The organism is Streptomyces sp. NPDC057486, assembly GCF_042802415.1.
In the GTDB taxonomy this organism is placed as follows: domain Bacteria; phylum Actinomycetota; class Actinomycetes; order Streptomycetales; family Streptomycetaceae; genus Streptomyces; species Streptomyces yanii.
Window position 1 is genome coordinate 1 of sequence record NZ_JBHVEE010000202.1, and the last position, 12,022, is coordinate 12,022.

Annotated in this window: 10 protein-coding genes; 1 reads left to right on the top strand and 9 read right to left on the bottom strand. The window is 73.2% G+C overall.

The annotated features are described in order from the left end of the window. Positions 1–152: 152 nt before the first annotated feature. The 4 genes from ACFU6I_RS45250 to ACFU6I_RS45265 all read right to left on the bottom strand — a co-directional run bounded on the left by ACFU6I_RS45250 (position 153) and on the right by ACFU6I_RS45265 (position 2,383). Positions 153–437: a zf-TFIIB domain-containing protein gene (locus tag ACFU6I_RS45250; RefSeq protein WP_384379432.1), complete on the bottom strand. Its 285-nt coding sequence runs from the start codon at positions 435–437 to the stop codon at positions 153–155. Positions 438–505: 68 nt separating this feature from the next. Continuing rightward, the gene (locus ACFU6I_RS45255; protein WP_384379435.1) at positions 506–1,471 is read right to left on the bottom strand and encodes a phosphotransferase family protein; all 966 of its coding nucleotides are present in this window, start codon (positions 1,469–1,471) and stop codon (positions 506–508) included. 254 nt (positions 1,472–1,725) lie between these two features. Then, on the bottom strand, positions 1,726–1,935 hold the full coding sequence (locus ACFU6I_RS45260) for a hypothetical protein (RefSeq protein WP_384379438.1): 210 nt from the start codon (positions 1,933–1,935) through the stop codon (positions 1,726–1,728). Positions 1,936–2,125: 190 nt separating this feature from the next. Continuing rightward, on the bottom strand, positions 2,126–2,383 hold the full coding sequence (locus ACFU6I_RS45265) for a hypothetical protein (protein WP_345513149.1): 258 nt from the start codon (positions 2,381–2,383) through the stop codon (positions 2,126–2,128). Between the two features lie 206 nt (positions 2,384–2,589). Here ACFU6I_RS45265 and ACFU6I_RS45270 point away from each other — a divergent pair, with 206 nt between their 5' ends. After that, positions 2,590–4,002 carry a protein kinase gene (locus ACFU6I_RS45270; RefSeq protein ID WP_384379441.1) on the top strand — a complete coding sequence of 471 codons (1,413 nt, stop codon included), beginning with the start codon at positions 2,590–2,592 and terminating at the stop codon, positions 4,000–4,002. Here the strand turns inward: ACFU6I_RS45270 and ACFU6I_RS45275 are convergent. From ACFU6I_RS45275 to ACFU6I_RS45295, 5 genes are all read right to left on the bottom strand, one after another. Then, on the bottom strand, positions 3,969–4,787 hold the full coding sequence (locus tag ACFU6I_RS45275) for a TrmH family RNA methyltransferase (protein ID WP_384379444.1): 819 nt from the start codon (positions 4,785–4,787) through the stop codon (positions 3,969–3,971). The genes ACFU6I_RS45270 and ACFU6I_RS45275 overlap by 34 nt on opposite strands. A 64-nt stretch (positions 4,788–4,851) precedes the next feature. Beyond that, entirely contained in the window at positions 4,852–6,108 is a 1,257-nt protein-coding gene (gene cobA, locus ACFU6I_RS45280; protein ID WP_384379447.1) for a uroporphyrinogen-III C-methyltransferase, read from the bottom strand. 234 nt (positions 6,109–6,342) lie between these two features. Next, the gene (gene cobT, locus ACFU6I_RS45285) at positions 6,343–9,618 is read right to left on the bottom strand and encodes a nicotinate-nucleotide--dimethylbenzimidazole phosphoribosyltransferase (RefSeq protein WP_384379450.1); all 3,276 of its coding nucleotides are present in this window, start codon (positions 9,616–9,618) and stop codon (positions 6,343–6,345) included. A gap of 334 nt (positions 9,619–9,952) precedes the next feature. Continuing rightward, positions 9,953–11,167, bottom strand: a complete 1,215-nt coding sequence (gene cbiE, locus ACFU6I_RS45290; protein ID WP_384379453.1) for a precorrin-6y C5,15-methyltransferase (decarboxylating) subunit CbiE — start codon at positions 11,165–11,167, stop codon at positions 9,953–9,955. A gap of 106 nt (positions 11,168–11,273) precedes the next feature. Then, on the bottom strand, positions 11,274–11,951 hold the full coding sequence (locus tag ACFU6I_RS45295) for a GNAT family N-acetyltransferase (RefSeq protein WP_384379456.1): 678 nt from the start codon (positions 11,949–11,951) through the stop codon (positions 11,274–11,276). Between the last annotated feature and the right edge of the window lie 71 nt (positions 11,952–12,022).

Genomic DNA, 12,022 nt, shown 5'->3' on the forward strand with positions numbered 1-12,022 from the left:
ATATCCTCTACCCTCCTTTGGGGGGGGTTGTTTTTTTTTTACACGACCCGCCCGTCCCCCGGCGCCCCGCGGCCCGGCCCGGGGGCCGCGCGCGGCCGGGGGGGGGGCCCGCCCCGGCGGCCGCCCCCCCCCACGGCGTGGTGCAGGCCGGGTCAGGACGAGAAGAGCATGTGGCCGAAGCTCTTGTGCCGGTAGTGCCCGCCGTGATGGCCGCCGTGGTACTGCGGGGCACCCCAGGCGGGGGCCGGCGCGGCGGGGTAGGCCTGGGGCGCCGGCGGCGCGGGCGGGGCCTGCTGGGTCCACTGCGCCTCGATGCGGGTCAGGGTCTCCAGCTCGCCGTAGTCGAGGAATATCCCCCGGCAGCCGCTGCACTGCTCGATCTGGACGCCATTGCGGTTGTAGGTCTGCATCTGCGCGTGGCACTTGGGACACTGCATGGTCGGCTCAGCTCCTCGCCGTCGGTTCGCCGTCGCCGGAATGCATGCCCGGAGACGATCGGTTCACCCTACGACGGGTGCCCGCCCGCCAACTCGGCCGGGAGGGAAGCGATTCGGGCACAGGCGTCGATCATCGTCTGTTCCACCTCATCCGGATTTCGCCCCTCCGCCGCGGACTTGGCGAAGGCCAGTGCCGCGGCCTGAACCGTCAGGGCGCGGGCCGGAACGTCAAGTTCTGGCCAGGGATCGCCGTCGGCCCGTACGGCGGGCCCGCCCGCTGCCCGGTAGGCATCCAGGAAGCGCAGCCAGACCTCGGCGGGCAGCAGTCCTGCCGCGTACCAGGCGGCCGGGCGGGCGAGGTCCCAGGCGGGGTCGCCGAGCCCCGCGTCGTCGACGTCGATCAGCAGCCATCGGCCATGCGTCGCGGGGTGGCGGACGAGCTGGCCGAGGTGGAGATCGCCGTGGCAGATGAAGTGCGAGCGGTGCGGGGGTGCGGAGGCTTCGTCACGGGCCCAGGCGGGCAGGCGCCGCCATGCTTCGCGTACGGGGGCGGTGGCCGGGTCACCCGGCCGGGCGGCGCACATCCGGGCCACGGCGAGAGCGGCTTTCGCGGGTCCGCGCATGGGAGGAAGGGCGGGCGGGGGCGCGGTGCGGTGGAGCCGGGCCAGGAGGACGGCGGACTCTTCCCAGGGCGCGGCGTCGGGGTCCGCGGGGTCGACCGGTTCGCCGTGGGGCCACAGGGTCACCGGACGGCCGTCGACCACGGGGACAGAAGGCCGGGGTACGGGCGGCAGGAGGATGCCGCTGAGGGCTGGGGCCGAGGCCAGGGCCGTGCGGGCGGCCAGAGCGGCGGTGTCGGTGTCCGGGGCGTGGGCCTTCGCGACCACGGGGCCGGAGCGGACGACCGTACCGTCGGCGCGGTCCGCGAGCACCGCCGGTGCCGGGCAGGAAGGGCAGGGGGCCTCGGTGCGCCGGTGCGGGTGGGCCGTGTCGTGGGCGAGGGCGCCCAGCGCGCGGACAACTGCGGTGGTCACGGTCTCCCCCGGTGGCAACAGGTAGGGCCCGGTCCGCCCCGGGCACGCCGACGAGCGTACGCGCTGCCGCGCAAGCCGTGGCGATCGCGTGACGACGGTGTGGTCCGCCGCCGCGTACTGCCCCCGGACAGCGCGATGTCCGGTCAGCTCCCCAGCTGACCGGACAAACGCTGCCGTCCGCCGCACCCCCGTCCCCACGGGGTTGTTGGCCGGATGTCCCGGTCCGGACCGCTCTTCCGGACCCGGGGCGCCGCTCAGCGCCCCAGCATCACGCCCACGGACGACGCCTGTGTGACCACCGCGTCCCAGCCGCCGAAGACGACTACGAGCAGGGCCGCCAGAGGAAGAACCATGGCCGTCGCCACCAGGGGGTGGCGCGTACCGGACGACCGGCGGCCGCCGAACGCGGCATGAGCCCTGCGTCCCTGCGTGCGGATCATCGTCCACGTCGCCGTGTCCGCCATGGTTCCTCTCCTGACCTGATCGTTGGAGCGGCGGGCGGGTGACCTCGGGGGACGAGTGCATCGCCCGCCGCTTGAGTTCAACATTAGGGACGCGGGGAGGGAGGGTCGTCATGCCCGCGTACCGAATGCCGGGCCTCCCGGAGGATGAGCCGTGGGTGGTCGATGTACTCCCCTGGGTGGAGATCCTGCGCTACGCCTTGGGGTCATCCCGGAGGTGACGCTCGGATGCGTCCTGCCTCGGGACCGGTTGTTCGACCAGGGCGAGCACCCTGGTCGCCATGAAACGGGCGGTACGGACGGCGGTGCCGCTGCGAGTGACTTCACTCACTTCGACCACGCCTCGGCGGACAGCTGTCTCCACCCGGCGGCCTGCTCTGGTGGCCACCACCTCGTACGTACGTGTCGTGTCTCCCGCGTCCACGACTATCTCCACACGATCGCCCTTCACTGATCCAATCCCCCTTCTGCGACGGACCTTTGAGATCTCGCACGGGCCCGGGAGCGTGGATCCGCGGCCCCCTGACCACTCTTCAAGTTTCCCACCCGGCACTGACAATCGATCGGCGGGCGAGGGCGCGGCCTCTGAGCGCGCCGGGCCACGGGTACGTAAGCTGTGCCACGTCAGGCGGACCAGGCAGCGGGGATGGGCAGACGATGGCGATGATGCGGCTCCGGCGCGAGGACCCGCGTGTCGTCGGCTCGTTCAGGCTGCACCGGCGACTCGGGGCGGGCGGCATGGGTGTCGTCTATCTCGGTTCGGACCGGCGCGGCCAGCGGGTGGCGCTCAAGGTGATCCGCCCGGATCTCGCCGAGGACCAGGAGTTCCGTTCGCGTTTCGCGCGCGAGGTATCGGCGGCACGGCGGATCCGGGGCGGTTGTACGGCACGTCTGGTGGCCGCCGATCTGGAGGCGGACCGCCCGTGGTTCGCGACGCAGTACGTCCCCGGGCCCTCGCTGCACGACAAGGTGGCCGAGGAAGGTCCCCTGTCGGCGGCCGAGGTGGCGTCGATCGGGGCGGCGCTCTCCGAGGGGCTCGTGGCGGTGCACGAGGCGGGGGTCGTCCACCGCGACCTGAAGCCGTCGAACATCCTCCTCTCCCCCAAGGGCCCCCGGATCATCGACTTCGGGATCGCCTGGTCGACCGGGGCGAGCACGCTCACGCATGTCGGTACGGCGGTGGGCTCGCCGGGATTCCTCGCGCCCGAGCAGGTGCGGGGCGCGGCGGTGACGCCCGCGACGGACGTCTTCTCGCTCGGTGCCACGCTGGCGTACGCGGCGATGGCCGACTCGCCTTTCGGGCACGGCAGTTCCGAGGTGATGCTCTACCGCGTGGTGCACGAGGAACCGCAGTTGTACGACGTGCACGACGCGCTGGCGCCACTCGTGAGTGCCTGTCTCGCGAAGGATCCGGAGGAGCGGCCGAGCACGCTTCAACTCTCCATGCGTCTCAAGGAGATCGCAGCCCGTGAGGCACACGGCCTGCACGAGGCCCGGCCGCCCGCCCAGCGCTCGGCGCAGGAGCTGGACCGGCCGACCGGCCGGCTCGACGGCCCGTACACCGAACAGCAGACCCGTCGCGCGGCGGGCTCGCCGCCGCCCCGTCCGCAGAGCCGCCAGGCGTCGGCCCCTCCGCGTGGTGCGTCGTCCCGCCCCGGTGGTTCGCGCCCTCAGCAGCAGTTGCCACGCAGAACGACACGCTCCGGCAAGCGCCCGCAGGGCACGAACGGGACGAACGGCCGGCCGGGCACGAACGGGACGAACGGTCGGCCGGGCACGAACGGGACGAACGGTCGGCCGGGCACGCGGCCCGGCACCCGCACGACCTCGACGGGCCGGCGTCCCGCCAATCCGCGGCTGCTGCGGCAGCGGCTCGTCGTCTTCGTCGTGGTGACGCTGCTCGTGGCGCTGGGCATCGCGGCGGCACAGGGGTGCCAGGGGCCGGCCCGCGGGCTGGGCGTCATGGACACCCCCGGTCGGCACGGACAGCACCAGCCGCTGCGGCCCGACGATCCGTGTCAGGAAACGGCAGGCGGTCAGTCCTGCGGGCGGCCCGTCGCCACCGCGTAGAACGCGACCGCGGCGGCCGCGCCCACGTTCAGCGAGTCGACGCCGTGCGCCATCGGAATCCGTACCCATTCGTCGGCGGCGACCAGGGCCTGCGTGGACAGTCCGTCGCCCTCGGCACCGAGCATCAGCGCCACCTTGTCCATCCGGTGCGGCGCCGCCTCCTCGATGCTGCCGGCCTTGTCGTCAGGGGTGAGGGCGAGAAGCCTGAACCCCGCTTCCCGTACGGTCTCCAGTGCCTTCGGCCAGGCGTCGAGGCGGGCGTACGGAACGGAGAACACGGCGCCCATGGAAACCTTGACGGAGCGCCGGTACAGCGGGTCCGCACAGTCCGGGGAGAGCAGCACCGCGTCCATCCCGAGGGCGGCGGCGCTGCGGAAGATGGCTCCGATGTTGGTGTGGTCGTTGACCGCCTCCATGACGACGACGCGGCGGGTCGTCGCCAGCAGCTCCTCGACCGTCGGCAGCGGCTTGCGCTGCATGGAGGCGAGCGCGCCGCGATGCACGTGGTAGCCGGTGACACGTTCGGCGAGCTCCGGGCTGACCGCGTACACCGGGGCCGGGACCTCGTCGATGACGTCGCGCATCACATCGACCCACTTCGCCGAGAGCAGCATGGACCGCATCTCGTACCCGGCGTGCCGGGCGCGTCTGATCACCTTCTCGCCCTCGGCGATGAAGAGTCCTTCGGCCGGCTCCCGCCTGCGCCGGAGTTCGACGTCGGTCAGGCCCGTGTAGTCGTGCAGGCGAGGGTCGTCGGGGTCGTCGACGGTGATGAGATCTGCCACAGGTTGATACTGCCTTGTCCGGTGTGTGGTGCCAACGGCTTGGAGAAAGATCCGTTACCGCTGGTTACTCGGCGGGGTGCGGGGCGGCGTCCGTACCGATCGCGACGACATCGCCGATGACGATCACGGCCGGGGGCCGCACCTCTTCGGCGACGGCCCGTTCGCCGACGGTCGCGAGGGTCGCGTCGACGCGGCGCTGGGATGCCGTCGTGCCCTCCTGGACCAGGGCGACCGGGGTGTCCGGGGACTTGCCGTGGTCGATGAGGGCCTTTGCGATGGCGCCGATCTTGTCGACGGCCATCAGCAGCACGAGGGTTCCGCGCAGCCGCGCGAGCGCCGCCCAGTCGACCAGTGAGCGCTCGTCGTCGGGGGCGACATGCCCGCTGACAACGGTGAACTCGTGGGCGACCCCGCGGTGGGTGACGGGGATTCCGGCTGCGCCGGGCACGGAGATCGAGCTGGAGATGCCGGGGACGACGGTGCACGGGATGCCCTCGGCGGCGAGCGCCTGCGCCTCCTCCATGCCCCGGCCGAAGACGAACGGGTCGCCGCCCTTGAGCCGGACGACGGCCTTGCCCGCCTTGGCGTGCTCGATGAGCGCCTGGTTGATCGCCTCCTGCGCCATGAAACGGCCGTACGGGATCTTCGCCGCGTCGATCACCTCGACGTGCGGCGGCAGTTCGTCGAGCAGGTCGCGCGGGCCGAGCCGGTCGGCGATGACGACATCGGCCTCGGCGAGGAGGCGACGCCCGCGCACAGTGATCAGGTCGGGGTCGCCGGGGCCGCCGCCGACCAGGGAGACACCGGGGGTGGGGCGGGTGCGGTGGTGCGGGGCGGCGAGCGTGCCGTCGCGCAGGCCCTCGACGATGGCGTCGCGGACGGCGGCGGAATGGCGCGGGTCGCGGCCCTGTGCGTCGGTGGAGAGGACGGCGACGGTGACGCCCTCGCTGCGACCGGTGGCCGGGGTCCACGCGGTGGCCACGTCGGCGTTGTCGCTGCGCACGCACCAGGTGCGGGTGCGCTCGGCCTCGGCGGACGCGGCATCGTTCGCGGCGGCGTCGTCGGAGGCGATGAGCGCGTACCAGGTGTCGGTCAGGTCCCCGTCCTCGTACCGGCGGCGCTCCCAGCGGATCTCACCGGCGTCGGCCATCGCCTCGACGGACGGAGTCGCGGACGGCGATACGAGGGTGATGTCGGCACCCGCCGCGACGAGCGCGGGGAGGCGGCGCTGCGCGACCTGGCCGCCGCCGACGACGACGACGCGGCGCCCGCTCAGGCGCAGTCCGACGGGGTACGCGGGGTGATCGGCGTGCTCGGCCATGGCGGTGCGGGCTCCTCGTGCAATGCGGGGTGCGGGCCGCTGCGGCGGTGGAGCGGCTGTGACATGCGGTTTTGTGGGGCGTGGGTCCACGATACGGGGTGCGTCGGGGCGCGGGAGGGACGGTGGGGCGGGTGGGGGCCTGCGCGGAGCCGTCCCCTGCCCGCCCCTGCCCGAAACCGTGGCTCCGCCCCGGACCCGCGCCTCAGGCGCCGGCCGGGCCGAGCACGGCCGGCGCTACTTCTCGGTGACGCCTGCCGAGTCGAACGTCGCCACCTCGTGCATGGCCCGCGCCGCGCTCTGCACGATCGGGAGCGCCAGCAGCGCGCCCGTTCCCTCGCCGAGGCGGAGGTCGAGGTCGACCAGGGGGCGCAGACCCAGCTTGTTGAGCGCGGCTACGTGGCCGGGCTCGGCGCTGCGGTGGCCGGCGATGCAGGCGGCGAGGGCCTCGGGGGCGATCGCCCGGGCGACCAGGGCCGCGGCGCCCGCGCTGACGCCGTCCAGGATGACGGGCGTACGGAGCGAGGCACCGCCGAGCAGGAAGCCTGCCATCGCGGCGTGCTCCAGGCCGCCGACCGCGGCGAGTACACCGATCGGGTCGGCCGGGTCGGGCTGGTGCAGTTCGAGGGCCCGGCGGACCACGTCGACCTTGCGGGCGTGCATCTCGTCGTTGATGCCGGTGCCGCGACCGGTCACCTCAGCCGGGTCCATGCCGGTGTACACGCAGATCAGCGCGGCGGACGCGGTGGTGTTGGCGATGCCCATCTCACCGCTGAGCAGACCCTTGTTGCCCGCCGCGACCAGGTCGCGGGCGGTCTCGATGCCGACCTCGATGGCCGAGAGGACCTCCTCGCGGGTGAGGGCGGGGCCGGTGGTGAAGTCGGCCGTGCCGGCGCGCACCTTGCGGGGCAGCAGGCCGGGTGTCGCGGGCAGCTCCGTGGCGACGCCGACGTCGACCACACACACTTCGGCGCCGACCTGGGACGCGAACGCGTTGCAGACCGCGCCGCCGCCGAGGAAGTTGGCGACCATCTGGCCGGTGACCTCCTGCGGCCACGCGGTGACGCCCTGGGCGTGCACCCCGTGGTCCCCGGCGAAGATCGCGACGGCCGCGGGCTCCGGGATGGGCGGCGGGCACATCCGGGAGAGGCCGGAGAGCTGTGCGGAGATGATCTCCAGCATGCCGAGCGCACCGGCCGGCTTGGTCATCCGCTTCTGGCGTTCCCAGGCCTCGCCGAGCGCCTTGGCATCCAGCGGGCGGATGTTGGAGATGGTCTCCTGCAGCAGGTCGTGCGGTTCCTCGCCGGGCAGGGCGCGGCGGCCGTACGTCTCCTCGTGGACGACCCAGGACAGCGGGCGGCGCTTGGACCAGCCCGCCTGCATCAGTTCGGGCTCCTCGGGGAACTCGTCGACGTAACCGACACAGAGGTACGCGACGACTTCGAGGTGCTCGGGCAGGCCCAGGGCGCGGACCATCTCGCGCTCGTCGAAGAAGCTGACCCAGCCGACGCCGAGGCCCTCCGCGCGAGCGGCGAGCCACAGGTTCTCGACGGCGAGCGCCGAGGAGTACGGGGCCATCTGCGGCTGGGTGTGCCGGCCGAGCGTGTGGCGGCCGCCGCGGGTGGGGTCGGCGGTGACGACGATGTTGACCGGGGTGTCGAGGATCGCCTCGATCTTCAGTTCCTTGAACTGCTTGGCCCGGCCCTTGGGCAGCGACTTGGCGTAGGCGTCGCGCTGACGCTGCGCCAGTTCGTGCATGGAGCGGCGGGTCTCCGCCGAGCGGATGACGACGAAGTCCCAGGGCTGCGAGTGGCCGACGCTGGGCGCCGTGTGCGCGGCTTCGAGGACGCGGAGCAGGACCTCGTGCGGGATGGGGTCGCTGCGGAAGCCGTTGCGGATGTCGCGGCGCTCGCGCATCACCCGGAGCACGGCTTCGCGCTCGGCGTCGTCGTAGCCGGGGGCGGGTGCGGAGGCGGGAGCCGGGGTCTCGGCGGCAGCCTCCGCGGCCTCGGGCTCCGCCGCTGCGGCGGCCTGGACCGGTTCGATGGGCTGCTGGTCCGCAACGGGCTCCGTGTCGGCCGGCTCCGTGTGCGCGGGGACCTCTGCGGGCTCGGCGACAACTGCCGGCTCGGCGGCAACTGCGGCGGGCGCGTCGGCCACGGGGGCCGTGAGGTCCGGGGTCTCGATGACCTCGGGGCCGGTTTCGGGCTCCGGTTCGGGGGCCGTCACCGTCTCGGGCGCAGCCTCGGCCACGAGGACGGGTGCGGGGGCGGGCTCCTCCGGAGCGGTGACCGGCTCGGGGGCCACGACCGGCTCGGCTGCAACGACCGGCTCCTGGACGGCGACCGGCGCGGGGGCCGGTGCTTCGACCGCTTCGACCGGATGGACGGTTTCGGCGCTCTCGATGACCGGGACGGGTGCGGGCTCGACGACCGGGGCGGGTGCGGGCTCGACGGCGATCGCCACGCGCTCGGGCAGGGGTTCGGGTGCGGGCTCGAATGCCGCGACCGGCTCCGCGGCCGGCGTCGGGGCCAGATGCGGGGTGGTCGGCACCGACCCCTCCACGGGCACGAACTGGCCTGCGGACGCTGCTTCCACCGGTGTCTCCACCGGCGCGGGGGCCTCCGCGGACGGCTCGAACGGAACCTCGGCCGCGGCCGGCACGGCGACCGGCTCTGCAGCCGGTTCGGCCACCGGGGCGGGCCGGACGGACTCCGGAACGACCGTTTCTGCGACGGATTCCGCGGCCACGGGCGCCGCGACCTGCTCCGGAGCATGGGCCGCCCACGGGCTCCCGCCCTGCGGCGGGATCTCGCCGAGCTGCGGGCCCGGCAGCACAGCCGCATCGGTGCCCGGCTGGTCGAAGTACTCGGGACCGGTGGTGGGCGGTGCCGAGTGCCGTGCGGGCATCGGGGGCTGCGGCGCGCCCGCGGGTCCTCGGTCGGCGAGCGAACGGACCACTCCACCGGTCGGCGTCCCGCCGTACGACGGGGTCGACTCACCCGAGGCCGGGCCGCGGTGCAGCGGTCGGCGTACGGGGGCGGCGGCCTGCGCCACCGGAGCCTGTGCGGAAGCGGGGGCCTGGGCCGGCATACGTACGCCACTGAGGTCGACGGCACCCGAGTCGCGGCCGCCGGACTCGTGCGTGCCCTGCCCGCTCTCGGTCATCGCTCCGGCCACCGCCTGCTGCACGGCGTACATCGCCGGGTCCGGTGCCTGGACCTGCACGGGTCCCTGGGCCTGTACGGCCTGCACGGCGGTCCGGCCCTGCGGCTGCGCCTGGTAGACGGCCTGCTCGGCTCCGCCGTCCGTCGGCTGACCGGGTGCCGGGGCAACCTGCTGGTCGCTCCAGGCGCCCTGCGGGCTCGGCATCAGCAGAAGGTCGTCGTCCTCGGTCGCATGCTCGGAGGGGGCGAGGAAGGTGTACGCACCCGGGGCGGGGATGCCCGGTTGCTCCACCATGCCTGCGTTCTCCGGCAGTCCCTCGCCCGGGATCTGGCCGGTGTCACTCATGCGTACCCCTCGCCCATCGTCAGTGCTCCTTCGGCCCTTCGCCCGGGACGCCCGAACACGGCACGCCGGTGCTCGTCATGAAGAACGAGCGGGCTCGCCGCGCGGCACGAATCGGACGCGGACGTACATCATTCTCGCGGCCGTTCGCCACCGCGGCAGGTAGTTCTGCCACGGCTCGCTGTGGGCTGCGCCACGTTGCGCGTCCCCCGGGGTTTGCCGTACCACAACGAGGTCCAAAACGGTCCCCTTTTCCGGACATTGACGAACGAACCGACGAACGTCCCGGTGCGGTGCAACGATCGGCCAGCCTACCTCGCGCAGTACGCCGACCGGGTCACGGGGCGAGGTCCGATCGCACGGCCGAGAGCAGAAACACGACCGAGCGTTCGCGCTCCGCCCATGCGGACGTGTCGAGTTCGACGGACTGGAGGAGTGCGCACTCGACCGTGTATCCGTTCCCGGCGAGTGCGGCGCCGAGCGCTTCGGCCTCGTCGCGGGTCGAGGCGTGGGTGACGATCCGTTCGGGCCGGCGGTCGGCGACGGCGGTGACGACGGGGACGCCGCCGCCCCCGATCCGTACGACATCCGGCTCGGGCAGCCGCTCCAGCACATGGGGTGCGCGGCCCTGGACGACCTGGAGCTGTACACCGAAGGCGCGGGCAGCGGTGGCCGTTCGGGCGCAGGCGTCCGGGTCGCTGTCGACCGCAAGGACCGCCGCGCCGAACCGCGCCGCCTCCACGGAGAGGGCGCCACTGCCGGAGCCGATGTCCCAGACGAGGTCGCCGGTACGCGGGCCGAGGCGGGCGAGTTGGGCGGCGCGCAGCCCCGGGGATTCGCCCTCGGAGCCGGTGGCACTGTCCGGGTAGGCGTCGGAGGGCAGTGCCCAGCCCCGTACGCCGTGGGGGTGGCGGCCCGAGACCCAGGCACCGGTGGTCTGCTGTTCCGGCCCGCTGCCGATGACGATCACGACGTTCGGGTCGCGCCAGACGTGGTCGGCGGCCTTGTCGGACGTCAGGACGGTGACCTGTTCGCGTGCGGTGCCGAGTTCCTCGCAGATGACGAAGGTGCGGTGGACGCCGTCGAGGAGCAGGGCGAGTTCGGCGGGTCCCGCGCCGGGCGAGGTGAGGACGGCGACCTTGTGGTGGGCGCGGCAGACATTGACGGCGCGGCGCAGGGTGCGGGGGTGGGCGACGACGATCTGGGCGTCCTCCCAGGGCATTCCGGCGCGGGCGAACGCGGTGGCCACGGCCGACACGGCGGGCACGACTTCGACTTCCAGTCCGTGTTCGGGTGCGCGGAGGTTGCGTACGACCCCGAAGAAACCGGGGTCGCCGTCGGCGAGGACCACGGCGGTACCGCGGTGGCCGGCGATCCTGCGGGCGGCCAGGTCGATGGAGCCGAGGCGGATCCGTTCGGCTGCTGCCGGGACTTCGGGGAGAGCGAGGTGGTGGGCGGCGCCCGCGACGAGGGTGGCGGCCGAGAGCGCGGCCGTGGCCACCGCGGTCAGTGGCGAGCCGTCCCAGCCGATCACCGTGACCCGGTCGGCCATCTGTCGTCAGTCTCCTGGAGTTGTCGCAGGTGGGCTGCCCACGAGAGGGCGGGCAGGGTGAGACTATCCGGTCCCCGACCGGTCCGTACCGGTGCGGTCCCCTGCGTCAGTTCCAGTCGCTGTAGGTGCCGTAGCCGCCGGCGTCGGCCAGCTGCTCGGCGACTCCGTCGAGGTCCTCGGGCAGCAGGCCCCAGACGATCAGGTCGGTCCTGATGTCGGTCCAGCCGCCGTCCTCGGTCTGAGTGCGCGCTATCCGGGCGTTGCGCAGGACGCCCTCGCTGATGCAGCCGAGCTTCTGGGCGACCTGCTGGGAGGCGGTGTTGTCGGCGGCGGTGCGCAGTTCGATGCGTTCGAAGCCCTGGTCGCGGAAGAGCCACTGGGCGACGGCGAGGACCGACTCGGTGGCGTATCCCTCACCGCGGGCCCAGGGGGCCGTGATGTAGGCGGCCTCGGTGGCGAGGGTGCGCCAGTCGGTGTTCTGCAGCCGGACCGAGCCGACGAGGCGCTGGGTGAGGAATTCGGTGACGGCGAAGACGATGCCGTCGCCGCCCGTTCGCTGTGCAGGAGCGATCCTGCGGACCCAGCGTTCGGCGTCGACCTGGGTGTAGGGGTGGGGCGCCTCGGTCCAGGCCGTGACGAGTTCGTCGTTCATCATCTCGATGTACGCGGGAACGTCGGCCATGTCGAAGGGGCGCAGCACCAACCGATCCGTGCTGATGGAGATGGACGGAAAGGTGGAAGTCATGCGCAGCTCCATGCCGAAGACCGTGTAAAGGCACAGCATGCAGCATGGGACGGACCTTGCGCATGGCCGGGTCCGCACGGCGGAGCCCCGCGCACCCCGGTGGGGTGCGC

Excerpts from the sequence above, each read along its gene's own strand:
- ACFU6I_RS45250 (WP_384379432.1), bottom strand. The coding sequence starts at position 437 with ATGCAGTGTCCCAAGTGCCACGCGCAGATGCAGACCTACAACCGCAAT.
- ACFU6I_RS45260 (WP_384379438.1), bottom strand. The coding sequence starts at position 1,935 with ATGGCGGACACGGCGACGTGGACGATGATCCGCACGCAGGGACGCAGG.
- ACFU6I_RS45270 (WP_384379441.1), top strand. The coding sequence starts at position 2,590 with ATGGCGATGATGCGGCTCCGGCGCGAGGACCCGCGTGTCGTCGGCTCG.
- cobA (WP_384379447.1), bottom strand. The coding sequence starts at position 6,108 with ATGGCCGAGCACGCCGATCACCCCGCGTACCCCGTCGGACTGCGCCTG.
- cobT (WP_384379450.1), bottom strand. The coding sequence starts at position 9,618 with ATGAGTGACACCGGCCAGATCCCGGGCGAGGGACTGCCGGAGAACGCA.
- cbiE (WP_384379453.1), bottom strand. The coding sequence starts at position 11,167 with ATGGCCGACCGGGTCACGGTGATCGGCTGGGACGGCTCGCCACTGACC.
- ACFU6I_RS45295 (WP_384379456.1), bottom strand. The coding sequence starts at position 11,951 with ATGCTGTGCCTTTACACGGTCTTCGGCATGGAGCTGCGCATGACTTCC.